This is a genomic window from Sphingobium sp. C100 (assembly GCF_000508185.1).
In the GTDB taxonomy this organism is placed as follows: domain Bacteria; phylum Pseudomonadota; class Alphaproteobacteria; order Sphingomonadales; family Sphingomonadaceae; genus Sphingobium.
Map to the genome: position 1 here is coordinate 35,357 of NZ_AYOY01000154.1, position 24,379 is coordinate 59,735.

General features: G+C 62.8%; 22 protein-coding genes. 10 read left to right on the plus strand and 12 right to left on the minus strand.

The genetic code is table 11. The features are described 5' to 3' along the window. Nucleotides 1-270 precede the first annotated feature (270 nt). Nucleotides 271-1,305, plus strand: a complete 1,035-nt coding sequence (locus tag C100_RS38230; RefSeq protein WP_024020376.1) for a LacI family DNA-binding transcriptional regulator — start codon at nt 271-273, stop codon at nt 1,303-1,305. Between the two features lie 12 nt (nt 1,306-1,317). Here the strand turns inward: C100_RS38230 and C100_RS38235 are convergent, their stop codons facing one another. Continuing rightward, nucleotides 1,318-2,655, minus strand: a complete 1,338-nt coding sequence (locus C100_RS38235) for a sensor histidine kinase (RefSeq protein WP_024020377.1) — start codon at nt 2,653-2,655, stop codon at nt 1,318-1,320. A gap of 4 nt (nt 2,656-2,659) precedes the next feature. After that, nucleotides 2,660-3,385 carry a response regulator gene (locus tag C100_RS38240; RefSeq protein ID WP_024020378.1) on the minus strand — a complete coding sequence of 242 codons (726 nt, stop codon included), beginning with the start codon at nt 3,383-3,385 and terminating at the stop codon, nt 2,660-2,662. A 154-nt stretch (nt 3,386-3,539) separates the two neighbouring features. Here C100_RS38240 and C100_RS38245 point away from each other — a divergent pair, with 154 nt between their 5' ends. From C100_RS38245 to C100_RS38255, 3 genes are all read left to right on the plus strand, one after another. Continuing rightward, complete coding sequence (locus C100_RS38245; RefSeq protein WP_024020379.1) at nt 3,540-3,944, plus strand: hypothetical protein; 405 nt, start codon at nt 3,540-3,542, stop codon at nt 3,942-3,944. 95 nt (nt 3,945-4,039) lie between these two features. Then, nucleotides 4,040-4,501 (plus strand): EF-hand domain-containing protein, encoded by a 462-nt coding sequence (locus C100_RS38250; protein ID WP_024020380.1) that lies wholly within the window; start codon nt 4,040-4,042, stop codon nt 4,499-4,501. A 2-nt stretch (nt 4,502-4,503) separates the two neighbouring features. After that, nucleotides 4,504-5,307, plus strand: a complete 804-nt coding sequence (locus tag C100_RS38255) for a sterol desaturase family protein (RefSeq protein ID WP_024020381.1) — start codon at nt 4,504-4,506, stop codon at nt 5,305-5,307. A gap of 26 nt (nt 5,308-5,333) precedes the next feature. Here the strand turns inward: C100_RS38255 and C100_RS38260 are convergent, their stop codons facing one another. The 10 genes from C100_RS38260 to C100_RS38305 form a co-directional block, all read right to left on the minus strand. Further along, nucleotides 5,334-7,346: a hybrid sensor histidine kinase/response regulator gene (locus tag C100_RS38260; protein WP_024020382.1), complete on the minus strand. Its 2,013-nt coding sequence runs from the start codon at nt 7,344-7,346 to the stop codon at nt 5,334-5,336. Beyond that, entirely contained in the window at nt 7,343-8,812 is a 1,470-nt protein-coding gene (locus tag C100_RS38265; protein ID WP_037530631.1) for an ATPase domain-containing protein, read from the minus strand. The genes C100_RS38260 and C100_RS38265 overlap by 4 nt, the downstream gene beginning before the upstream one ends. Before the next feature lie 233 nt (nt 8,813-9,045). After that, a complete protein-coding gene (locus C100_RS38270) occupies nt 9,046-9,585 on the minus strand; it encodes a hemerythrin domain-containing protein (RefSeq protein WP_024020384.1) in 540 nt (179 codons plus the stop codon). Between the two features lie 19 nt (nt 9,586-9,604). After that, complete coding sequence (locus C100_RS38275; RefSeq protein ID WP_024020385.1) at nt 9,605-11,788, minus strand: catalase; 2,184 nt, start codon at nt 11,786-11,788, stop codon at nt 9,605-9,607. A gap of 195 nt (nt 11,789-11,983) precedes the next feature. Continuing rightward, the gene (locus tag C100_RS38280; RefSeq protein ID WP_024020386.1) at nt 11,984-13,003 is read right to left on the minus strand and encodes a Gfo/Idh/MocA family protein; all 1,020 of its coding nucleotides are present in this window, start codon (nt 13,001-13,003) and stop codon (nt 11,984-11,986) included. Next, a complete protein-coding gene (locus C100_RS38285; protein WP_024020387.1) occupies nt 13,000-14,004 on the minus strand; it encodes an MDR/zinc-dependent alcohol dehydrogenase-like family protein in 1,005 nt (334 codons plus the stop codon). Before C100_RS38285 ends, C100_RS38280 begins: the two co-directional genes overlap by 4 nt. Next, complete coding sequence (locus C100_RS38290; protein ID WP_024020388.1) at nt 14,001-15,122, minus strand: inositol-3-phosphate synthase; 1,122 nt, start codon at nt 15,120-15,122, stop codon at nt 14,001-14,003. The genes C100_RS38285 and C100_RS38290 overlap by 4 nt, the downstream gene beginning before the upstream one ends. 18 nt (nt 15,123-15,140) lie before the next feature. Then, nucleotides 15,141-16,061 carry a glycosyl hydrolase gene (locus C100_RS38295; RefSeq protein WP_024020389.1) on the minus strand — a complete coding sequence of 307 codons (921 nt, stop codon included), beginning with the start codon at nt 16,059-16,061 and terminating at the stop codon, nt 15,141-15,143. After that, complete coding sequence (locus C100_RS38300) at nt 16,058-16,885, minus strand: TIGR04290 family methyltransferase (RefSeq protein ID WP_024020390.1); 828 nt, start codon at nt 16,883-16,885, stop codon at nt 16,058-16,060. The genes C100_RS38295 and C100_RS38300 overlap by 4 nt, the downstream gene beginning before the upstream one ends. Beyond that, nucleotides 16,882-17,508, minus strand: a complete 627-nt coding sequence (locus C100_RS38305; RefSeq protein WP_024020391.1) for a histidine phosphatase family protein — start codon at nt 17,506-17,508, stop codon at nt 16,882-16,884. Before C100_RS38305 ends, C100_RS38300 begins: the two co-directional genes overlap by 4 nt. A 302-nt stretch (nt 17,509-17,810) precedes the next feature. On the opposite strand from C100_RS38305, the gene C100_RS38310 reads away from it, so the two are divergent. Genes C100_RS38310 through C100_RS38335 form a run of 6 tightly spaced genes read left to right on the plus strand, consistent with a single transcriptional unit; the run spans nt 17,811 to nt 24,375 of the window. Next, on the plus strand, nt 17,811-18,923 hold the full coding sequence (locus C100_RS38310; RefSeq protein ID WP_024020392.1) for an NAD-dependent epimerase/dehydratase family protein: 1,113 nt from the start codon (nt 17,811-17,813) through the stop codon (nt 18,921-18,923). Then, nucleotides 18,920-19,999: an SDR family NAD(P)-dependent oxidoreductase gene (locus C100_RS38315; protein WP_024020393.1), complete on the plus strand. Its 1,080-nt coding sequence runs from the start codon at nt 18,920-18,922 to the stop codon at nt 19,997-19,999. The genes C100_RS38310 and C100_RS38315 overlap by 4 nt, the downstream gene beginning before the upstream one ends. Further along, nucleotides 19,996-21,078 carry a glycosyltransferase family 4 protein gene (locus C100_RS38320; protein WP_024020394.1) on the plus strand — a complete coding sequence of 361 codons (1,083 nt, stop codon included), beginning with the start codon at nt 19,996-19,998 and terminating at the stop codon, nt 21,076-21,078. The genes C100_RS38315 and C100_RS38320 overlap by 4 nt, the downstream gene beginning before the upstream one ends. Then, nucleotides 21,075-22,196, plus strand: a complete 1,122-nt coding sequence (locus C100_RS38325; RefSeq protein ID WP_024020395.1) for a CgeB family protein — start codon at nt 21,075-21,077, stop codon at nt 22,194-22,196. Before C100_RS38320 ends, C100_RS38325 begins: the two co-directional genes overlap by 4 nt. Further along, entirely contained in the window at nt 22,193-23,299 is a 1,107-nt protein-coding gene (locus C100_RS38330; protein ID WP_024020396.1) for a CgeB family protein, read from the plus strand. Before C100_RS38325 ends, C100_RS38330 begins: the two co-directional genes overlap by 4 nt. Further along, the gene (locus C100_RS38335) at nt 23,296-24,375 is read left to right on the plus strand and encodes a CgeB family protein (RefSeq protein WP_024020397.1); all 1,080 of its coding nucleotides are present in this window, start codon (nt 23,296-23,298) and stop codon (nt 24,373-24,375) included. Before C100_RS38330 ends, C100_RS38335 begins: the two co-directional genes overlap by 4 nt. Nucleotides 24,376-24,379: the final 4 nt, after the last annotated feature.

The window sequence follows — 24,379 nt, forward strand, 5'->3', positions numbered from 1 at the left end:
CCACCGGACAAACCCTGAGGGGCCGGTGCAAAACCCGTGCATCCCGCGAATGTGGTCGTGCAGCGCCACTTCTCCGCGATGACGCCTGTCTTACGCCCGGTCGGGCCGGTCGGACAGAAGGCATACGTATACGCATAATATGCACGGCCCTTCGGCGGCAGCGACTGTGGCCGCGGCGCAACGCGACGCCATCACGGGACGGACGCAATTGCCTTGCTTTCCCGACGCTCCTACCATGGCTGTTGCGCATGGGTCGCACGGGAGACACAGATGGGACGCCAGCCGAGCAGCAAGCCGACCAGCTTCGACATCGCCTATCTCGCCGGCGTTTCGCAGCCGACCGTCAGCCGTGCGCTGCGCGGCTCGCGATCCGTCAGCCTCGCCACGCGCCAGCGGATCGAGGCGATCGCGCGCGAGCTGAATTATTCGGTCGACAAGAATGCGTCCTCCCTCCGTTCACAACGGTCGAACACCATCGCCCTGCTGTTCTTCGAAGATCCCACGCCCGACGAATCCAACATCAACCCCTTCTTCCTGTCGATGTTGGGGTCGATCACCCGGCAATGCGCGGCGCGGGGGCTGGACCTGCTGATCTCGTTCCAGAAGATGGAGGATGACTGGCATGTCCGCTATCAGGACAGCCATCGCGCCGACGGCCTCATCCTGCTCGGCTATGGCGACTATACGCTCTACAAGAGCCGGCTGGAGCAACTGGTCGGCCATGGCACCCATTTCGTGCGCTGGGGATCGGTGGACGAAGGCAATATCGGCGCGACCGTTGGTTCGGACAATGTCGGCGCCGGGCGGTTGGCGGGCGACCATCTGCTGGAGCTGGGGCGACGACGCATCGCCTTCCTGGGTCATGCCGACGAACATTATCCCGAATTCGCCGATCGCTATCAGGGGCTATGTGCGGCGATGCTGGCGCAGGGGATCGCGCCCGAACCCGCGTTGCAGGTCGATGCGTTGACCGCCGAGGATGCCGGCCATGCCGCAGCGCAGGCGTTGATCGCACGCGGTGTGGCGTTCGACGCGATCTTCGCCGCCAGCGACCTCATTGCCATTGGCGCGATGCGCGCGCTCGCCGAGGCGGGGCTGAACGTCCCGCATGATGTGGCGATCGTGGGTTTCGACGATATCCCGGCCGCCAGCCTCACCAGCCCGCCGCTCACCACGATCATGCAGGACATGAAGGGCGCGGGCGAATTGCTGGTCGATGCCGTGCTGGCGCAGGTCGAGGAAAGGCCGTTGCCGCGCACTACGCTTCCCGCGCGGCTGGTGGTTCGGCGCAGCAGTGCGGGATAGCGATCCCAAGGCTCAATCGGGCGCGGCGGGGAAGGCCACGGTGATGCGCAGCCCCCCTCCGGCCGGCAGGTCGAAGGTCAGTTCTCCCTTCATCGTCTCCGCCAGCGCCCGCACGATGGCGAGGCCCAGGCCCGCGCCCCCCGTCATCCGGTTTCGTGACGGCTCCAGCCGATGATAGGCCTGCCCCAGCCGACCCAGCTCCTCCGGCGGAACGCCCGGCCCGTCATCCTCGAACCGCCAGAGGACGCGATCGCCCTCGCGCAGGATCGCAATGTCCAGATGGGCGGCGTGGCGCAGCCCATTGTCGGCCAGATTGCCGAATATACGCTCCAGTCCGGCGGGATCGGCCTCCACCATGGCGGGCAGGGCAGGGGCGACGCCGATGCGATCGGCGTCGATGCGCGCGTCCACCAGATCGCGGGTCAGCGCCGCCAGGTCGATCCGCCGCATAGGCTCGGGCGGACCGCGATCGATCCCGGCGAAAAGCAGATTGTCGTCCAGCAGCGCCGACATCTGGTCGAGATCCTGTTCCGCGCGCCGATGCTGGTCGGGATCGACGATGAACTCCGTCCGCAGGCGCAGCCGGGTGAGATAGGTGCGCATGTCATGGGCGATCCCCGCGAGGATGAAGGTCCGCTCTTCCACCAGCCCGGCGATCCGCTGTTTCATGCCATTGAAAGCAAGGGCGAGTTCGCGGGTTTCCCGACTGCCTTCCGCCCGAACATCGGCGGCATGGAGATCCTGGCCCAGCATATGCACGGCCTGGGTGAGCCGCCGCAGCGGTCGGGTGGTCTGGCGCAGCGCCAGCCAGAGCAGGATGAGGAGGAGCGCGCCGCCGACGAAGCCCAGCAGGCTGCGTCGGGCAAGATAGGCGCGCAGGCCGCTGGCGGGGCGTCCCGTGAGCAGCAGCACGCGCCCGTCCCGCAGCCAGATGGTAAGGCGGATCGGCACCAGGAAACGCCAGGGGCGCGCCCGGTCGCCCATCAGGACGCCGGCAAAGCCGGGGCCGCCGTCCACCACCATATTATGGTCCGCCACCGCGTGGCGATAGGCGCGCGCCAGCCCGGCGAGCGCAGGTGGCACCTCGCGATAGTCGCGTGGCGCCGCCCGCTCGATCCGCACGGTGAAGAGCGAACCGTCATAGCTGCTGGCAAGGCGGTCGGCGCCGGCCGGGCCGGCCTGCTCCATCGCGGTCACCATCTGCGCCAGGGCCGGGGGGGAAGGGAGGCCATAGGTGGCGTTCTCGATCGCCCGGCCCGGCAGCTGCAAGATGATGAGCAGCAGCAGCTGGAGCAGGATGAACCCCGCCAGCATGACAAGTCCGATACGAAAGGACAGCGTCGTGCCCATGGCTTCAGACCCGCCGCACCGGCGCGACAAACACATAGCCGCCGCCGCGCACGGTCTTGATCAGCATATCGCCACCCGGAAAGGTCGCCAGCTTGCGCCGCACGCGGCCGAGCTGGACGTCGATGGTCCGGTCGAAGGGTTCGGCTGTCCGGCCGCGCGTCCAGTCCAGCAGCTGTTCGCGCGAGAGGACACGCTGCGGCCGCTCGACCAGGCAGAGCAGCAGGTCATGCTCCCCGCCCGTCAGTTCCAGAGAGGCGCCGTCGGGCGTGCTGAGGTGGCGGGCGTCGGCATCCCATAGCCAGCCCGCAAAGGCGTAGCGGCGCGTGCCGGGCGACTGGATCATGCCCTCGCCCGTTTGCGACCGGCGCAGCAGCGCGCGCACCCTGGCGACCATCTCGCGCGGATTGAAGGGCTTGGGCAGATAATCGTCCGCCCCGATCTCCAGTCCGATGATCCGGTCCACATCGTCGCTGCGCGCCGACAGGATCATCAGCGGGAAATGGCCCGCCGCGCGTACCCGGCGGCACAGGGACAGCCCGTCCTCGCCGGGCAGCATGATGTCCACCAGCGCCATATCGACCGGTATGCGCTGGACCAGCGCGTCGAAATCGGCCGCTGTGCGGCAGGCATGAGCATCCATGCCTTCCCGCGCCAGGAGGGCGGAGACAAGGGCGCGAATCTCGTCGTCATCCTCGACCAGGGCGATTTGGGGGCGGGGTCGGCTTTCCATGCCGCGACCATGCCACGCCGTGGTTCAGGGGCAAGCCACGTTACATTTTGTCACCCTCTGTTTCCGGCGGGTCGCACCCGGATTACCGCGCTCCTGCATAAGGCGTCTCCAGGGGGCATGACCCGAGCATGACCGCATATAAGGAGATTGACAGATGAAGCATTTCTTGACCGCTGCGACCATGGGCCTGGCCCTTGCCGGCAGCTTTGCCGTCTCGACCGCCGCCGAAGCCCGCTCGCGCAGCCGCAGCGTCAGCGTCCAGGGCGCCTATGGCCATGGCTATAACCGCTCGCGCGCCGTCACGCGGCAACCTGGTTCCAGCGCCGTCAACCGCAGCATCCAGACCAACGACGGTCGCGGCGTCTCCTCCAGCCGGGGCGCGAACTGGGGCAATGGCAGCTATTCAGGCGGCGCGACCCACACGACCAGTAACGGCACGAACTGGGGCCGCTCCACGAGCGCGGCGCGCAACGCGGACGGCAGCATCAGCGGCACGACGACCCGCACGCGTCCCGACGGCTCCACCGGCACGGTATCGCGCACCTATGATCCTTACTGATCCCGTTTGATCCCTATTTTCTTCGCGCTGGTCCGGTCCGCTCCGCTCCTCCCACTCCCGGCCGGGCCAGCGCGATCCTGCATGAAAGACATCTCATGAAAGCCCTGTCGCTATCCATTGCCAGTCCCCTTCTGGTCGCCATCGTCCTGATCGCCTCCCCTTCCCACGCGCGGCCCGGAGGGCTGGGCGGCGGTGACCGGGGCGACTGGTTTGAAAAGGCCGACGGCAACCACAACGGACGCGTGACCCGCGCTGAATTCGCGGCCTATCGCCAGGCCCAATTTGACCAGCTTGACCGCAACCGGGACGGCGTCGTCAGCCCCGCCGACTTCCCTCGCCTCGCCAAGGTCCGGCCTGATGCCTATGCCAGGCTGACCGCCATGCTCGACCAGGCCGACGCCAATGGCGACGGCGCCATTTCCCGCGCGGAAATGAACAGTGCGCCGCCGCGTCTCTTCAACCTTGCCGACGCCGACCATGATGGCGAGGTCACCCAGGCCGAATTTGTCCGGGCGCGCGAAGCCATGCAGGCGGCAATGGCCGCCCGGCGGCAATAGCGATGGCCCATCACTCCCCCCTTTTCCTTGGCATAGCGGCCGTCGCGATCATCGCCGAGATGGTTTGGCGGCTGCGCACGGGACGCGGCTATGACGGGCGCGCGGCGCTGACCACGGCCGGGCTGGTCGCTGGCAATCTGGTCGCCGCCACGCTTCATGCCATGATCCTGGCGACGATGTTCGGCGCGGTATGGACGCATGCGCCGCATCGCTTTGCCGCCAGCCAATGGCATAGCTGGGCCCTTGGCTTTTTCGCCGTCGAATTCGCCTATTACTGGTTTCACCGCGCCAGCCACGAGATACGCTGGCTGTGGGCAAGCCACCATGTCCATCACAGCGCGGAGCAAATCACCTTTCTGGCGTCTCTGCGGCTGGGCTGGACGAACAGCCTGTCGCTCGGCTGGCTATTCTATCTGCCGGTGATCGCCATCGGCTTCGACCCCCGCGTGGTCGTCACGCTGCTGGCGATCAACCTCAACTATCAGTTCTTCCTGCACAGTGAGGCGATCCCTCGGCTTGGGCCCCTGGAATGGCTGTTCAACACGCCCCATCACCACCGCGCGCACCACGCCAGCAACCCGGAATTTCTCGACCGCAATTATGGCGGGATGCTGATCGTCTGGGACCGCCTGTTCGGCACCATCGCGCCTGAGAGCGACGTGGCCAAACGCTACGGACTGGTGGGCAAGGCGCGGGAGGATAATCCGGTCCGGCTGGCCCTGCGCGAATGGGTTCAGATCGCGGTGGATTTCCGACGGGCAAAGGGGTTGGGCGCGCGCTGGACGACACTGGTCCGAATGAAATGACCCATAGCGCGTCTGGCCATGAGCGATCAGAACCGGGCCAGCGTGTTGGCAAGGTCGCTCTGCTTGAACGGCTTGGTCAGGCGGGGCAGGTCAGGCGCGACGCCTATATTCTCTGCATAGCCTGATACGATCAACACGCGGGTTTCGGGCCGTGTCGCACGAATCCTGATCGCAAGCTCGGTGCCGGTGATGCCGGGCATCAGGTGGTCGGTGACGAGGAGATCGATCTCGTTGGGCTGATCCAGCAGACGGAGCGCTTCCTCCGCAGATTTCGCCTCGATGACATGATAGCCAAGCTCGCTCAGCATATGGGCGGTGCTTTCCCGCACCAATTGTTCGTCATCGACGACCATCGCCGTGCCTTTGTCCACCCTGGACGGCACGATATCCTGGCCGACCGGCGTCTGGTCGGGCTTGTCTTCCGTCACGGGAAGCCACAGGTGAATGGCTGTGCCCTGGCCCACCGCGCTGTCGATGGTCATCGCGCCCTCCAACTGGGCCGCCAGTCCATGGACCATCGACAGGCCAAGGCCGGTGCCCTGCCCGATCCCCTTGGTGGTGAAGAACGGCTCGATCGACTTGGCAATCGTTTCCTGATCCATGCCAATGCCGGTATCGGTGACGCTCAGATGGACATATTTCCCGGCGCGAAGATCAGGCGGCCTGCCCGACGACAGGTCGTCGCACACCACGCTGATCGTCAATGTGCCGCCGTCGGGCATAGCGTCGCGCGCATTGACCGTCAGGTTCAGCAGCGCCATCTCTATCTGGTTCGCGTCGGCATTGGCGCGCGGCAATTCAGGGTCAAGCTCCAGCACGAGTTTGATCCGCGGCCCGCAGGTGCTCGCGACCAGGTCCGCCAGGTTGCGCACCAGTTCGCCAATGTCGATCGCGGTGGCCTGCAATGGCTGGCGGCGGGCAAATGCCAGCAGGCGTTGCACCAGCATCTTGGCCCGCTCTGCGGATTGCGCGGCGCCTTCGATCAGCCTTTGCTCGCGTTCGCCGCCTATGCCCCGACGCTGCAACAGGTCCAGGCTCCCCACGATCGGTGTCAGCAGATTGTTGAAGTCATGCGCTACCCCACCCGTGAGCTGCCCCATTGCCTCCAGCTTCTGCGATTGCCGCAGGGCCTCCTGCGCATGTTCGAGCGCGCGCGTCCGTTCCTCCACGCGCTCTTCCAGCGTCTCGTTGAAGGCGCGCAGAGTTTCCTCGCTCCTGCGCAGCGCCAGCTCGATCCGGCGGCGGTCGGAAATATCATTGAACAGGATCGCCACCCGCCTGGCTTCCGGCTCGCCGACCCGGAAAGCGTAGACGTCATACCAGATGCGGCCCAGCGCTTCGGCCTGTTGTTCAAACCGGATGCGCTCTCCGGTTACGGCGACCTTGCCATAGATGTCGAACCAGTGCTGCTCATGGGCCGGCGCCAATGATCGCATCGACCGGCCGACGGCATTTTTGAGTCCGGTCTGTCGTTCGAACGCCGGATTGGCCTCCACGAAGACATAGTCGGACGGCTCCCCCTGGTCGTCGAACAGGACTTCAACGATACAGAATCCCGCGTCGATGGATTCGAACAGCGATCGATAGCGCTCGGCGCCCTGATGCAATTCCTCCAGCCGCGCGCGCGCCTCATATTGACGTTTGCGCCCACGCAATGCCGACTGTGCCAGGCTGACCAGCGTGGTCGGATGAAAGGGGCGTTCAAGGAAGGTCACATTGCCGAGCATGTCCAGGAAGCGCTTGGCGGCGGGATTGCGTTCGAGGCCTCCGCCCCGCCGGGTCAGCAGAACGAAGGGGAAATCGGACCATTCAGGCTGCGCCGCCAGCCACCGGGCGAGGGGCAGCAGATTGTCCGACCGCATCCCTTCCTCTGTCAGCAGGGCAAAGCCGGCCCCTTTTTCCAGTTCGCAGACCAGATCACGCAGCGAGGTGCACACCGTCGAGCGGAGATCCGCCTCTTCCAGGATCAACGCCGCAATGGCGGCATCGCGGCCGTGCGGCGCCAATATGATCGCACGTTCGGAAAGCTGGGGTGTCACGCCTTCTCGTCTTCGAGCAACCCAGCCTCGCCCGGTGCGCCGGTGAAGGTGGGGACGCCGCGGAGCACGCCCTGAAAGCCGACCAGGGGTTGGCCCAGACGAATGCCAAAGGAGCCGATCTTGAATTCCCGGATGGTGTCTTCATGCGCGCCGGTGCGCTTCTTGATGATCGAAATGGCGCGGCGCACACGCCCTATCGCCTCGAAATAGCGCAGCAGCACGACCGTATCCGCCAGATAGGTGACATCCACCGGCGCCTTCATGTCGCCGACCAGGCCATGCTGGGCGACGGTCAGGAATGTCGTTGCGCCCTGCCGGTTCAGATATTGCAGCAATTCGTGCATATGCAGCACCAGCGCTTTCTCCTCCGGCATCGCGGCCTGATAGCCATTCAGGCTGTCGATGATGATCGTGCGCATACCATGCCGCTCGACACAGATACGCACGCGCTCGGAGAACTCCCCAGGGGACAATTCGGCTGCATCAACCTGTTCGATAACCAGATTCCCTGTATCGACCATCATCTGCATATCGATGCCCAGGCCCTTGGCCCGATTGAACAACAGGCCGATTTCCTCGTCGAACACGAACATTGCGGCGCGTTCGCCGCGCTTCACCGCCGCCGCGACGAAGGTCAGGGCCAGCAGCGACTTGCCGGTGCCCGCCGGACCCAGCACCAATATGCTCGATCCGCGCTCGATCCCGCCGCCCAGCAAGGCGTCGAGTTCGGGTGAATCGCTGCGCACCATGTCGCGGGCGAATGCGGTCTTGTGCTCGGCCGATACAAGGCGCGGGAACACCCGGACGCCCCCGGTGGCGATGATAAAATCATGAAAGCCGCCGCGAAAGCGCCGTCCGCGATATTTGATTACGCGCATCCGTCGTCGTTCCGGGCCATATTCGGGCGAAAGCTCCTCCAGCCGGATGACGCCGTGGGCTACGCTGTGGACCGTCTTGTCGAGCGTGTCGGCGGTCAGGTCGTCCAGCATCAGCACCGTGGCCTTTTGCGTGGAGAAGAAATGTTTGAGCGCCAATATCTGGCGCCGGTAGCGCAGCGAGCCTTGCGCAAGCAGGCGAATCTCCGACAGGCTGTCGAGCACCACCCGATCGGGCTTCACGCGTTCGAATGCCTCGACAATGCGACGCGTCGTTTCGCCCAGTTCCAGATCGGAGGAATAAAGCAGGCTCTGCTGTTGTTCTTCATTGAGCAGACTTTCGGGCGGCAGCAACTCGAACAGGTCGATTCCAGCGAAATCCCAGCCATGGGATTGTGCGCCGTCGCGCATCTCCTCGTCGGTTTCTGACAGGGTGACATAGAGACATTTTTCGCCCTGTGCCGCGCCCTCCATCAGAAACTGCGTTGCGATCGTCGTCTTGCCCGTGCCGGGGCTGCCCTCGAGCAGAAAGACCCTGCCGCGCGTCAGGCCGCCTGCCAAAATGTCGTCCAGTCCAGAAACGCCGGTCAAGGCATACTCAGTCGAGGCTTTGTTCACACCATCATCCTGTGCAGCAAGATATGCTTACCGATTAGCACAGCAACGATGCCTGCCAATGCGAAGATAAACTAACTTGAATCAGGTGCAGTTCCCTCAGGTTCCTTGATTTTTCCATCGCAAGAGGGGCAGGCGTCGGTGGACGCGCGATGCCGTCGCCAGGCATCGCGGGCCGACGCCCCCTTGTCCTGTCCGCGTGCCGGTGTTTAAGCGGGCGACCCGCAATAACGCTGAAATTCTTCCTTGTAGCGCTGGGTGATGCGCGCCTGATCGTCCGGGCTGACATCCTTCGCCAGTTCCGGGAACCAGGTGCCTTCTTCCGAATAGACATGATGCGCCACGGCGCCGCGGATATGTTCCAGCTTGTCGAGATAGTCCTGGCTCATCGGGTCGAGCCGTTCGAGCAGGCCCATCTCCATCTTCGCGGCGGATTGCTCCTGATAGGCGAGTTCGGCATGACCGACCTGCTTGTCCGCGGCGAGCGCGGGATAGATGGCCGCTTCCTCGGCGATGGAATGGCCGGTGAGGATCAGCGCCAGGCGCTGTTGCGCATCGACCCTTGCATCAGCGGTCGTGGCCGATTTGACCGCCGCGAACAGCGCTTCGATCTGACGATGATGGTCCAGGATGTGCGAGAGCCAATCCCCCGGTCGAGCGATCGCTTCTGCGTCGGCACGGGCTTTCGCGCGCGCTTCTTCGCTTTCGGGCGGCGTAACTGCGGCGATGATCTTGTCGAGCGTGGACATGCTATTCTCCTTCCAATTATCAGCCGTTCATGGCGTCGAGATCGACCTGCGACTCCCGCGCCCAGAAACGCAGCGGCGCCAGAGCCTCGACGAAAGCCTGCGCATCCGCCTTGCTCGTGATCGCCAGGCAACCATCGTCCAGATCCTCGGCGATGCCCGCCTTGACGAGCAGCGGCTCTGTTTCGGTGGACAGGCCGATGAACTTGCAATGGGCAAAGGCGTCGGTGACGAAATCCTTGGCCGGGGCGTCCATAGCCAGCATCGCGGCGCCCTGCGCCGACGCGATGATCGCCACCGCGTCATAAAGGACGGACGGCCCGCCATCGATCTTTTGCTGCGCGGGGATCAGCGTCCCGTCGCTGAGCGTCGCGCCGCCAATCCTGGGCGCGACAATCTCGCACATGGCGTCCGCGGCTTCGAGCGCGGCCATCAGCGCCTTCACCAGGTCGGCATCGGCGCCGTCGGTGATGAGCAGGCCAAGTTTGCGGCCGGCAAAGCTCTGCGGGCCATTTTTGGCGATGCTCAGCGCATCGGAAGGCGGCAGGTCGGTCCTCGTCGGTCGAGCCGCCTCAGCCGGATCGGGCAGCGCCAGGCCCAGGCCGTCGGCCACGGTCGTCGCCAGGCTTTCGTCGATATGGATAAGGTGCGAAACCATGCGCGAGCGGATGTCCGGACGCTCCACCTTGGAAAGCTCGAAAACAAGCGCGTCGCCGATATGCTTTTGCTCGATGGGCGTCTGGCTCACGAAGAACTGCCGCGCCTGACTGTAATGATCGGCGAAGCTTTCGGGACGAATCCGGGACTTGTCGCCTTCAGGCGCGGTGGCATGGCTCCTGAAACCACGCGCCGGGTCTTCACGGGGGCCGCCGGCTGCGCCCCAGCTATTGGGTTCATAATTGGCGCGGCCGGCCGGATTGTGCATGGCCATATGTCCGTCCTGCTGAAAATGCGCGAACGGGCAACGCGGCGCGTTGATGGGCAAATGGGTGAAATTCGGCGAGCCCAGCCGCTTGAGCTGGGTATCGAGATAGGAAAAATTACGCCCCTGGAGCAATGGATCGTTGGAAAAGTCGATGCCCGGAACGATGTTCTGCGTGCAGAAGGCGACCTGCTCGGTCTCGGCAAAGAAATTGTCGACGACCCGGTCGAGCACGAGGCGCCCGACGACGCGCACAGGCAGCAGTTCCTCGGGGATGATCTTGGTCGCATCCAATATGTCGAAATCGAACTTGTCCGCGAATTCCTGGTCGAAAATCTGGACGCCCAGCTCCCATTCGGGGAAATCGCCTTTTTCGATCGCCGTCCACAGGTCGCGCCGGTGAAAATCGGGGTCCGCCCCGTTGATCTTGACCGCTTCGTTCCATGCGACCGACTGAAGGCCCAGCTTGGGCTTCCAGTGGAATTTGACGAAGGATGAGCGGCCGTCGGCATCCACCAACCGGAAGGTATGCACGCCAAAGCCTTCCATGGTGCGAAAGGAGCGCGGGATCGTCCGGTCGGACATGATCCACATCACCATGTGCATGCTTTCCGGGGTCAGGCTGATGAAGTCCCAGAAATTATCATGCGCCGTCTGCGCCTGCGGAAAGGCGCGGTCGGGCGCCGGTTTTGCGGCGTGGATCAGGTCGGGAAATTTGATGGCGTCCTGAATGAAAAAGACCGGGATATTATTGCCGACCAGATCCCAATTGCCTTCTTTGGTATAGAGTTTGACCGCAAAGCCGCGCACGTCCCGCGCAAGATCGGGGGAGCCTTTTGAACCGGCCACCGTCGAAAAGCGGACAAAGGCTTCGGTTTTCTCTCCCACCCGCTGAAAAATATCCGCACGCGTCACGTCCGCCAGACTGTCGGTCAGTTCGAAATAGCCATGCGCGCCATAGCCGCGCGCGTGCACCACGCGCTCGGGAATACGCTCATGGTCGAAGTGGAAGATTTTCTCGCGGAAATGGAAATCCTCCAGCAAAGTAGGACCGCGCGCGCCTTGCTTGAGGCTGTTCTGGTCGTCGGCGACGGGAACGCCCTGGGCGGTCGTCAGCACCGCCCCGTCAGCCTGGGCGACCTGATGCGTTTCGCCGCCACTGCCCTGCGCCTCGGCGAAGCTGTCCGAAAGATCAGGCGTCAACCCGCCCGATGTCGACGAAGAGCCGCTGGATTGGACTCCGTTCGACGGCGCCGTCCTGGTCTGGTGCGTTTCCTTGGCCATGCGTCATGTCTCCCGTTTCGATGCGCGCCGGAGCTTGTTCTCCGCTTTGCCGACGAACCACCGAAGGCGGGGGAGGTTTCCGCGCAAAGCACTCGACTTGATCGAGATCATCACGATTTTTGCGAACATCGGCGGATCGCCGGATACAGAGGATGCATCGCTTCACTCGTTACAGCTGTCCATTTCGCTGTCGGGTTATAACCGGTGCGCGGCCGCATAGACGCTGTCGATGACGGACGACAGTGACGCCAAATGTTCGCATTCGGGATCGAAACGACGACATCGGGCAAGGCGATGCGCCCAGGCCATCGCCATTACCCCGCCCCAGGCATCGCCCGGCAGCGTGAGATTCTCGCGCTGCGTGCCGCGCAACAGATCGGCCCTGAAATCATAGAAGGAGCCTTTTACGTTGCGAAAGGACGCGCCGGCTCTGTCGCCGTAAAAGTCGGCGGTGATGACCGAATCCTGCCCCGCATGAAGACGCCAGGAACAGGCGATACGTACAACCGTGCCACCCGCCAGTCGGATCGTGGCGATGCCATGATCCTCGACCTGCGCGGCCCGATGCGAAAGGGGGCGGCCCTTGCTGAACAGATCGGCGTCGACGCTCTCAACCTCCGGAAAGTCGAGCATCCAGAGCGCGACGTCGATGAGATGCACGCCCAGATCCATTATGCATCCACCCCCCGACAGACGGGGATCGTAGAACCAGGGTTTGTCCGGTCCATAGGCGTTGTGGAAGACCAGATCGATTGCGTGAACATAGCCCAGGTCGCCAGCGACGATCCGGTCCCGGATCGCCCGCATGGCGGCAGTGCCGCGATAGGAAAGATCCACGCCCAGCAACCGGTCCGCGCTGCGCGCGGCGTCGATGACCGCATCCACTTCCTTGCGGCTGCGCCCCAGGGGCTTTTGGCAGAAGACCGCGATGCCGCGTTCCAGAGCGCGGATCGCTTGTTCAGCATGTAAGGCGCTGGGGGTAGCGATGACGATGCCATCCAGTTCCTGGTCCAGCAGTGCGTCAAAATCCTCCAACTGAACAGCGTCGGGTGCCAGCGCGCCTGCTTCCGCGCCATTGTCGGGCAAGGCATCGGCGATTGCGGCAACCTCTATGGCGTCCGACGCCACCATGGCTTCCATCCGATTGCGACCGATCCACCCTACGCCCAGGAACCCGAGCCGGGGGCGCGTCATGACCATGGCAGTCGCGCTCATAACCTGATGACCGCCTTGACGAACCCTTCCGGTTTGTCGCGCGTCGCGTTCAAGGCTTTGTCGAGTTGTTCCAGCGGGAAGTCATGGGTGCAGAGGGGCGTCGGGTCCAGCCGTCCCGACGTGACGGCCTCAATGGCCTCGCATACCCCTTGTGCATAGGTTTTGGGATCACGTTCATGCGCGTTGACGACGTCGATGCCGCGCCAGTTCCACAGCCACATGTTGATCTGTCTAGGGCCGTCCTGATGATAGCCGGCGATGATGAGCCGGCCGCGCTCGGCGGTCAGTTCCCCCGCCAGATCGAGCGGCCATTGCTTGCCAACCGCTTCGATCACGCGGTCGCAGAAGCGGCCATGGGTAAGGTTGCTCACCTGGTCGATGATCGCCTGATGATCATCCATCAGGATCGTCTCGGCTGCGCCATGACCGCGCGCCAGTTCGAGTGAGGATTGCCGCCGGGAAATGGCGATGACGCGCGCGCCGGCATCCGAGGCCAAACGGGCAAGGATCGCGCCGAGAAAGCCGATGCCGATAATCGCCACGGTCTGCCCCGCGCGTATGTCGCTGCGGCGGAAAATATTGAAGGCGCACCCCAGTGGCTCGCCTGGAAAGGCCATGCCGTCGAGGGTGGGGGGGAGCGGCACGACCGCAGCGGCATCGGCAAGATCATATTCGGCATAGCTGGCATGGGACAGGGTCGCCACGCGTGTGCCCGGCTCGATCGTCGTGACGCCTGATCCGACGGCGTCCACAACTCCCCAGCCTTCATGGCCAAGCGAGCCGGGCGCCGTCGGGAATTGCTGCCATTCGGGACCGTCCCATGGGGTCAGGTTGGACGCGCAAACGCCGCAGCCTTCGAGACGGACGCGCACCTGTTGCGGTCCGGGTTCGGGGCGCAGCACATGGTCGATGCGGATGGTGCCCGGCCCCGTCACCACCGCTGCCCGCATCAGGGGCGCCTTGACCAAGGCGGTTTTTTCCAGCGTCAGCATGATGCTCATTCCGCCGCCACCGCCATCACATCCGCTCCTTTTATGAACGCCTCCAGCGCCTCATGCGCAAGATCGTCGGTCATCTGGCGTGGCGGATGCTTACAGAAATAGGCCGCCGCCGGATGGATCGGACCGCCCAGACCCCGGTCGCGCGCCAGCTTGGCACAGCGGATCATGTCGATCGCGACCCCCGCGCTGTTGGGGCTGTCTTCGACAGACAACCGCATTTCAAGGTTCATAGGCACCCCGCCGAACAACTGTCCTTCCATGCGCAGGAAGCAGACCTTGTTATCATTTTGCCAGGCGACATAATCGGAGGGACCGACATGGATATTCTCGTCGTCGATCCGTGTCTTGGCGACCGACTGCACCGCCTCCGTCTTCGATATCTTCTTGGACGCCAGGCGCTTGCGGTTGGCCATGTTGAGAAAGTCGGTATTGCCGCCCGTATTGAGCTGGTAAGTGCGGTCGAGCTTCACGCCGCGTTTGGCGAAAAGATCAGTCAGCACCCGATGAACGATCGTGGCGCCCATCTGCGCCTTGATATCGTCCCCGATGATCGGAACGCCGGCAAGGCGGAACCGTTCGCCCCAGACCGGATCGCTGGCGATGAAGACAGGGATGTTGTTGACGAAGGCAACGCCTGCTTCCAGCGCGCATTCGGCGTAGAATTCGGTCGCCCGTTGCGACCCTACCGGCAGATAGTTGAGCAGTACGTCGATCTGCGCATCCCGCAACCGCCGTACCACATTGTCCCGGCTAGCCTCTGGTAAATCTGCGGGCAGGAAAGTGCGATCGTCGGGATAGTCGGCCATATGTTCGGCCATCCCGTCGAGGATGCAGCCCATTTCGACGATCGCGCCGCTCGGCTGGACTTCCGGGCAAAAAACCTGCGTGCAGTTTGGCTTGGCCAGCACCGCCTCGGCCACATCCTTGCCGACCTTCCTGCGGTCTATGTCCCAGGCGGCGGCCACGCGGATGTCGCAGGGGCGATAGCCGCCGAGATCCCAATGCATCAGGCCATGATGGTCATTACTGTCAGGCCGATAGAAGGAAAGGCCCTGCACAAGCGAACTGGCGCAATTGCCCACCCCGATGATGGCGATGTTGATGGGGTTTTGCGGCATGGGCTTCTCCTTCTCGCTTCAGGCGGTGCGGACGACCGGCATGGATTGGGCCGGTGCATAGCGGTCGATCATCCAAGCGCAGAAGTCTGCGAAGGCCTGCGGATCGTGGGCGGCGCTGGTATGATGGGGCGTGATCCCCAGATGTTCCGGGGTGAAGCAGAATGTAACGGTCACATCGAAATCGGCGAGCGCCTCCATCTGCCGGTCAAACCAGTCGACCGCATTGGGGCGGAAGCTATCGGCCCAGCTGAGTCCGGTGCGCAAATGCCGAACGCCCAGTCGCTTCATCCAGGTGACGGCGTCGTCCAGACGCGGATCTTCGAAATGAAACCACTGCATCAATCCCATACGGTCGGCATATTTCGCATAATCGTCCAGTGCGGGTTTCGGTGTTCCATCGGCGCGGATCAGGCCCATGTAAAAATGGCGGTAATAGCTTGAGCCCTCCGCCTCGCGATGACGGGTAGTGGCACCCCACTCCTGCGGCAGGTCAAACAAGCTGTACCAATAGAGGCGCGGCACCCGATCCATCAGCAGTTCGGCGGTGCGATTAATGCCGAACACCTGCACTTCCTCTGCCCCAAAGGAGCCAACGCCCACTTCGGTAACCCACACCGGCTTGTCCGGCACCACCGCCTCGATATCGGCGATCCGGTTCGGCCAGTCGTGGATCGACCACAAGTTCCAGTCGAGCGGAAAGCCATGGACGGCGACGACGTCGATGGCGTCGAGCGCGCCATGGCCTCGCATCCGCTCCACCCAACCGGGGTCGATCGGCGACATGCCGCCCAGCACTCTCTTCACTGCCGGATTGACGCTATGAATGGCCTGGCCGGCGCGGATCACCATGTCGGCATAGCGGGACCAGTCGGGATCGATCTCCGGGTCCCAATGCGACTTGTTGTTGGGCTCGTTCCAGATCATCGCGGCTTCGATCATGTCTTATTCCCTTTTCCGGCGGCTGATGCGGGATAGACTGCGGCGTTGCCCATCCAATCGCCATAAGGGACAGGAGCGATGCGGCAGAGATAGACTTCTTCTTCGGGCTGCGCCTCGACTGTAAAGCCGGCGGCGCGGAGCATGGCCTGGGAACAGGCCGCGTTCGGCGCCCACCAGTTGGTCCAGTCATCGGCGAACTTGCGCTCGATGAAATGCATTTTGGGATAGGCCGGGTTGTCGAAGAAGGTCGGCGGCCGCGTCGTGCCGGGCAGGTGAAAAGGATGATCTTCCGGCACCTGCAATATATCGGCCGATCCCTGCTGCATCGTCTGGAAGAGCATCAACTCGCCGGCGACATGTTCACGGATCAGGTCGAGCGCCAGCAGCGGGTGCCGCAGATGATAGAGCACCCCCATGAAAATCACGAGGTCGAAGCGGCGCCCCAACCGACCGACATCATAGACGGACAGTTTCTCGAACCGAATATCGGGAAAGCCCAGCGCATCCGCCGCGAAACGGGCCTGCGCCAGGTAGCGCTCATCGCTGTCGATGCCGATCACTTCAGCCGCGCCGCGCCGCTTCATCTCGATCGCATAAAATCCGGCGTTGCAACCGATATCCAGCACCGATTTGCCGCTCAGATCCTCCGGCAGTGCGTCGGCGAAGCGCGCATATTTGAACGCCGGATAATCCCCCAGGAAATGGTCGGGCGCGGTTTCCACGCCGGCGATGGTCAGATTCTGAAACCAGGGGCCAAGCGCCTCTATCTCACGCCGTAGAGCGATCTCATCCTGTCGGGAGGAAACAGCTTTGGCTGTTTTCATGCGGGCACCTCGTTGATGCGGATGATGCGGGCGTGGCCGTGGCCGATGTCCACTGTGCTGACGGAGCCGGGGTCTATGTCGAAGCGCAGCATGTTATCGAGGCTGAGACCCAGATAATGGGCAATGACGCCGCGGATGATGTCGCAATGGGTGACGATCATTGCAGGCGCGATGCCCGGCACCTCGCCCGCTCGTTCCAGATGCGCTGTCACGCGGGTGACAGCATCGGCCATCTGCTCACCGCCCGGCGTGATGGCCGAAGCGCGACGGCTGTTCCATTCATGCCAGAGCGGATCTTCCTCCAACTCGGCGAAATCGCGCCCGTTCCAGGCGCCGAAATCGACCTCGTCAAGCGCGTTCACCGTCTCGACCGGCAACCCTTGCGCTTGCGCGATGATCGCCGCCGTCTCCTGTGTTCTCTTGCGCGGACTGGCTTGTACGGTGGAGGCATTGGCACGGGAGGCCCAATCCGCCAATTTGCGAGCTTGCAAAAGCCCGGCTTCGCTCAGGCGCGATTGCCCGGCTCGGCCGCTCAGCAATTGGCCGAACTCGTCATGGGCTCCATGCCGCACAAGATGAAAGCGGTTTACTGGCGCATCGTCTGAGTGATTTAGCATCAACATAGAAGCTGCTTAACAGCAGTATGAGTTCAAGGTTCCATCTCGGACGCCGACAAGCAATTAATATTGAAAAAAATGCAGTTTAAAGCAGAAATATGATAACATAAGTTTACGAGCCATAACATTTGTTATTTATGGCTAACCTAGTTATATTGTTTATTATATTGATAAATATCCTGATCATTTTACAATAGATGTCGGGAACATCAGAGTTGAAGAAGATGTTTCTGCCCTCAACACCACAGCTGCCGCTCGCCGCCGTTGACGCCCTGTTCGGCTGTAGGCGCCATCCATGAGGGAGTGCCATGGAAAAGATACTCGTCACCGGCGGCGCCGGCTTCATCGGCCGTCAGGTCTGCCGGGAATTGCTCGGCAGGGGGCATGAGGTTCGCGTATTGGATAATCTGATCGAGCAAGTGCATGGCAACGGTGCACGACCGGCAGATTTTCCCGACGATGTCGAACTGATCCGCGGCGATATTCGAAATGGTCATGCCGTGGAACGTGGCCTGAAAGGCATGGATGGAGTCATCCATCTGGCGGCCGAAGTTGGGGTCGGACAATCCATGTATGAAGTCGAGCGATATACGTCAGTGAATGACGTAGGCACGGCAGTATTGTTCGAACGTCTGATCGCGCAACCGGTACGGCGTGTGGTCACGGCGTCTTCCATGAGCATCTATGGCGAGGGACTGTATCGGGATGCCGACGGCAATTTCATCCAAGATGCCGAACGCGGCGCCATCCGCGAAGGGCAGAAGTCGTGGGAGCCCACGGATGAGGCTGGACGTCCGTTAGAACCGGTCGCTACACCCGAATGGAAGCGGCCCAGCCTTGCCTCCATCTATGCGCTCAACAAATATGTACAGGAGCGCACGACGCATATTATGACGGCTCCCTATGGAATGGAAGGCGTGTGCCTGCGCCTGTTCAACGTCTATGGCCCAGGTCAGGCCCTTTCCAATCCCTATACGGGCGTGCTCGCCATCTTCGCCTCGCGACTGCTGAACGGGCAAAAGCCGATGATCTTCGAGGATGGTAAGCAGCGGCGCGATTTTGTTCATGTCACTGATGTGGCGCGAGCTTTTGTCGATGCCCTCGAACTGCCGCAGGCAGCGGGCGGTACTTTCAACATCGGTTCGGGCAAGGATCGTTCGGTAACCGAAGTCGCCCAAGCGCTGGCCGGTGCCATGGGGAAGAACGATCTTGAACCCGAGGTCGTGGGCAAGGCACGAACGGGCGATATCCGCCACTGCTTCTGCGATACAACATTGGCTGCGCAAAAGCTGAATTTCAACGCCCGGCAGGATTTCAGCGAAGGCTTGGCGGAACTGGCCGAATGGGTGGGGCAGCAGACGGCCGACGATCGGGTCGGCAATGCCCGCGCTGAACTGGAAGCGCGGGGGCTGGTGGCATGACGGGCGCGGACACAAGACCGGTTCTCATCACCGGCGGAGCTGGTTTCATCGGCTGCAATATTGCGGACCGGCTGGCAGGCGAGGGGCATCGGGTCGTGATCTATGACGCACTGTCCCGGCCTGGCGTGGAACGGAACCTCCTATGGTTGAAGGAACGCCATGGGGACGGGATCAGACCCCTGGTGGCTGACATCCGGGATGAGCAGGCCCTGCGAGCAGCGGTGATGGAAGCCAAGGCCGTCTTCCACATGGCGGCGCAGGTTGCCGTGACGACGAGCCTTGTCGATCCGCGCGCCGATTTCGCGATCAACGCCACGGGCACGCTGAACCTGCTTGAGGCCGTGCGCCATTGCGCATTTCCCCCGCCGCTGATTTTCGCATCTACCAACAAAGTCTATGGCGGTCTGGAAGACGTCGAATTCGCGCTGTCGAATGACGCCTATCAGCCCGCAGATGAGATGATGCGCGCCCATGGGATCAATGAACATCGGCCGCTCGATTTCCATACGCCCTATGGCTGTTCCAAGGGTGCGGCGGACCAATATGTGCTCGATTACGCGCGCAGCTATGATCTCCCGACCGCGCTATTGCGGATGAGCTGTATCTATGGCCGGCGGCAAATGGGAACAGAAGATCAGGGCTGGGTGGCCCATTTCCTGATCAGCGCGATCGAGGGGCGCACGATCACGCTCTATGGCGACGGTTGTCAGGTTCGGGACATACTCGACGTAGACGATGCGGTGGACGCCTATATTGCGCTCTGGCGCGACATGGACGGGGTGCGCGGCCGTGCATTCAACCTGGGCGGCGGTGTCGAGAACGCTGTCAGCCTGCGACAGGTTATCGACCATATCGGTGCCTATCTCGGGCGAGCAGTTGATGTTCAAACAGCTGCCTGGCGGGCGGGGGACCAGCGTTATTTCGTCGCTGACAGCCGCGCCCTGAGCGAAGCGGTGACATTAAAGCCGCGCAAGCCATGGCGCCAAGGCGTGGCCGATCTCGCCGACTGGCTCATCGCGGAGCGGGACGGGGACGCTGCAGCCTCGCCGTTGCGCATGAAGGCGTCGGCGCTGTGAGCGTTCATCGCCATCTGTTGCTGACTGCTGACGCCGTGGGCGGCGTTTGGCAATATTCGTTGGAGCTGGCGACGGCGCTGGCGCCGCTCGGCTATCGTGTGACGCTGGCGGTGTTGGGACCGGCGCCGGATGCAAAGCAGCGTGCCGCCGCAGCGGCGGTTCCGGGATTGGAGATCGTTGAAGCAGGGCTGGCGCTCGACTGGGTTGCTGAGGATGCCGGATCTGTCACCTCGACAGAAATTCGGCTGGCTGAGTTGGCTGGCGATCTGAACACAGATCTCGTCCAACTTCACACCCCCGCGCTCGTTAGCCGGGGAGCATATCCCTGCCCTGTCGTCACGGTCATGCATAGCTGCGTTGCCAGTTGGTGGCGTACCGTCAAGGGCGGCGCGTTGCCAGTCGATTTCTCATGGCGCGCCGCTCTGGCGACCGAGGGCCTGCGGCGGTCGGCGTTGGTGGTGGCGCCCAGCGCTGCCTTCGGGCGGGAAGTGACCTTCATCTATGGCGTGAGGCCCGTCACCGTCCACAATGGCCGCGACTTCACCATTCAGCCTTTCGCAATGCAGGACTATGCCTTCACCGCCGGCCGTTTATGGGATGAGGGCAAGAATCTGCGTACACTTGACGCTGCGGCGAAGCGGATTGGCGTGCCGTTCAAGGCGGCCGGATCCCTGCAGTCACCGCACGGGGAGGCCATTTCGCTGCATCATCTCCATGCCTTGGGCTCGCTCGACGCGGACGCGATGGCGCGGCATCTGGGCTCCCGACCTGTCTTTGCGTCCTCCGCCTTGTATGAGCCATTCGGTCTGGCGGTGCTGGAGGCAGCGTCAGCCGGTTGCGCTCTCATTCTGTCCGACATCCCGACATTTCATGAATTGTGGGAAGGGGCGGCGATGTTCGTCGATCCGCATGACGCAGACGGCTTCGCGCGCGCTATCGAAGACATGGTCGAGGATATTCCCGTCCGCGTCGCGGCGGGACAGCGCGCCGCAGACCGCGCCTGCGCCTACACCCGCGCGCGCATGGGCGCGCAGATGGCAGGCCTCTATGCCCAGATCCGTCAAAGGGACGCTGCATGAACATCGTCTATTTCACTCACTCGCTGCTGTCCTGCTGGAACCATGGCAACGCGCATTTCCTGCGGGGCGTGCTGCGGGAGTTGGGGGCTGCCGGGCATGAGGTGCAGGCGTTCGAGCCCGAAGGAAATTGGAGCCTGACCAATTTGCTCGCGGATCATGGCGCCGAGGGGCTCACGGCGTTCCGGCAGGCTTATCCTGAATTGCGCACCCGCAGCTATGGGGCGAAGGATGACCTGCTGGAAATGGTCGATGGCGTGGATCTCGTTATCGTTCATGAGTGGAACGATCCTTCGCTCGTGGCCACGCTCGGTATGTTGCGGCGAGGCTACGGCCATTTCACTCTGCTGTTTCACGACACCCATCATCGCGCTGTGTCCGACCCCGATGCCATCCGAGCCTTTGACTTATCGGGCTATGATGGTGTTCTAGCTTTTGGCGAGGCCCTGTCCGACGTTTATCGCCGTCGGGGATGGGGGAAGCGGGTGTGGACCTGGCATGAGGCAGCAGACCTGCGCCATTTCCATCCACCGCAGCAGGAGGGTGAGCGCCAAGGGCTGGTGTGGATCGGCAATTGGGGTGATGGCGAGCGCACCGCCGAACTGCAGGACTATCTGCTTCAGCCTGCATCGGCCGCGGGCTTTCCGCTCGACATATATGGCGTGCGCTACCCGGTGGAGGCGATCGCCATGCTGCAACGCCATGGCGTAACCTATCATGGGTGGGCGCCGAACGCCTGCGCGCCAGATATTTTCGCGCGACATCTGGCGACCATTCACGTTCCCCGCCACTATTATACCCAGCTTCTGCCCGGTATCCCGACTATCCGCATATTCGAGGCGCTGGCCTGCGGTATCCCCTTGGTGTCGGCGCCATGGGTAGACAGCGAGGCGCTGTTTCGCCCCGGAGAGGACTTCCTGTTCGCCCGGGACGGTGCCGAGATGACACGACATCTGAGGGCGCTTGCGGCCGATCCTAAGCTGCGGGCTTCATTGGTGCATAGCGGACTGGAAACGGTGCGAAGCCGCCATAGCTGCGCCCATCGGGCGCACGAACTACTCGATATTGTCGGCGCCCTTCGCCAGGACGCCGGCGCAGCTTCCATGGAGCCTGCCGCATGAAAATCGCATTTTACGGGTCCAGTTTGCTTTCGTCCTACTGGAACGGTGCCGCGACCTATTATCGCGGCATCCTGTGTGAGCTTGCCCGCCGCGGCCATGACATAAGCTTCTACGAACCTGACGCATTTGATCGCCAACAGCATCGCGACATCGACCCGCCATCCTGGGCGCGGGTCATTGTCTATCCCGCCACGCCCGAAGGTCTGGCCAATGTCATCAAGGACGCCGCCCAAGCGGATGTTGTCGTGAAAGCGAGCGGGGTAGGCGTCTTCGACGATGAACTGATGGTCGGCGTGATGCAGCAGGCAAAGCCCGACGCCCTGCGTATCTTCTGGGATGTCGATGCCGCAGCGACCCTGGAAGAAATGCGCGCTGATTCGGGCCATGCGGTGCGCAAAATCTTGCCGCAGCTGGATCTGGTGTTGACCTACGGCGGCGGCGATCCGGTCGTGTCGGCTTACCGAGAGCTGGGCGCGAGAGACTGTGTGCCGGTCTATAATGCGTTGGACCCCGACAGCCACTTTCCGGTCGCACCCGATCCGCGTTTCACCTGTGATCTTGCATTTCTGGGCAACCGGCTACCCGACCGTGAGGCGAGAGTGGAGGAGTTCTTCCTCAAGCCAGCGGTCCTGCTCCCCGACCGGTCCTTCCTGATCGGGGGAAATGGGTGGGATAGCAAGCCCGTACCCGACAATGTCCGCAGCCATGGGCATGTTTACACTACCCAACATAATGGTTTCAATTGCACGCCACTCGCCGTCCTGAACGTTGCGCGCGAAAGCATGGCGCATATCGGCTTTTCTCCTGCTACGCGGGTGTTTGAGGCGGCCGGGGCGGCGGCATGTCTCATCACGGACGCATGGGAAGGCATCGAGCTATTTCTCACGCCGGGCGAGGAAGTCCTGGTCGCGCGCGATGGGCAGGACGTGGCGGATCATCTGGCCGCCCTGACGCCGGAGCGCGCGCGGGCAATCGGTCAAGCCGCGCGCGCGCGCGTCATTATGGAGCATAGCTATGCGCTAAGAGGTGCGCAGGTCGATGCGATCCTGCGGGAGCAGCGGAATCGCGTGGTTCAACATCAGCATCATATGGAGGGCGCATGAAGCTTGTCGTCCTGGGCCTTAGCCTTTCCTCTTCTTGGGGAAACGGCCATGCAACGACCTATCGCGCGCTGCTGTCCGCCTTCGCCGCTCGCGGACACGACATTCTGTTCCTCGAACGGGACATCCCCTGGTACGCGCGACAGCGTGACCTTCAGCAACCGGATTATTGCCGGCTGTCATTCTACGGCGACCTGACGGAGCTGGATACCTGGCGCGACGAAATTGCATCGGCAGATGCCGTGATTGTCGGGTCCTACGTACCGGACGGGATTGCAGTTGGTCACTATGTCCAGAGCGAGGCTCGCGGCGTTGTTGCCTTTTACGATATCGACACGCCGGTGACGTTGGCGCGCCTGAAGAACGGGGACTGTGACTATCTTTCCGAAAATCTGATTTCGGGCTACGACATTTATCTCTCCTTCACCGGCGGGCCTACGCTTGACCTGCTTGAGCAGCGTTACCGGTCGCCCATGGCGCGTGCGCTTTACTGTTCCGTCGATCATTCCGCCTACCATCCTGTCGAGGGGCGCAAGCGGTGGGACATGTCTTATCTGGGCACTTATAGTGCCGATCGCCAGCCGACGTTGGAGCGGCTGCTGATCGCGCTTGCGCGGCGAATGCCTGAAATGCGCTTCTGCGTTGCGGGTCCGCAATATCCTCCCGATATCGACTGGCCCGACAATGTCGAGCGGATCGACCATTTGCCACCGGCCGAACATGCGGCTTTCTATTCCGCGTCCCGTTATACGCTCAATGTCACGCGCGCCGACATGATCATGGCGGGTTGGTCGCCATCGGTGCGCCTGTTCGAGGCCGCGGCTTGTGGCACCCCGATCATATCGGACATCTGGCCTGGCCTGCCGGACCTGCTTGCGCCCAATCGCGAAGTTCTGCTCGCCGACAAGGTCGAACAGATTTTTCTCTGGTTGCATGAAGACCGCTCAGCTGTCGGCTTGGCGGCGCGCGACAGGATATTGGCGGATCACACCGCCTTGGCGCGAGCGGCGCAGCTGGAGGAATATTTGCGGGGCGCGGCTGCGAAGGCGACGGTCTGCGGGACCATCGCAGCCGAATGACCAT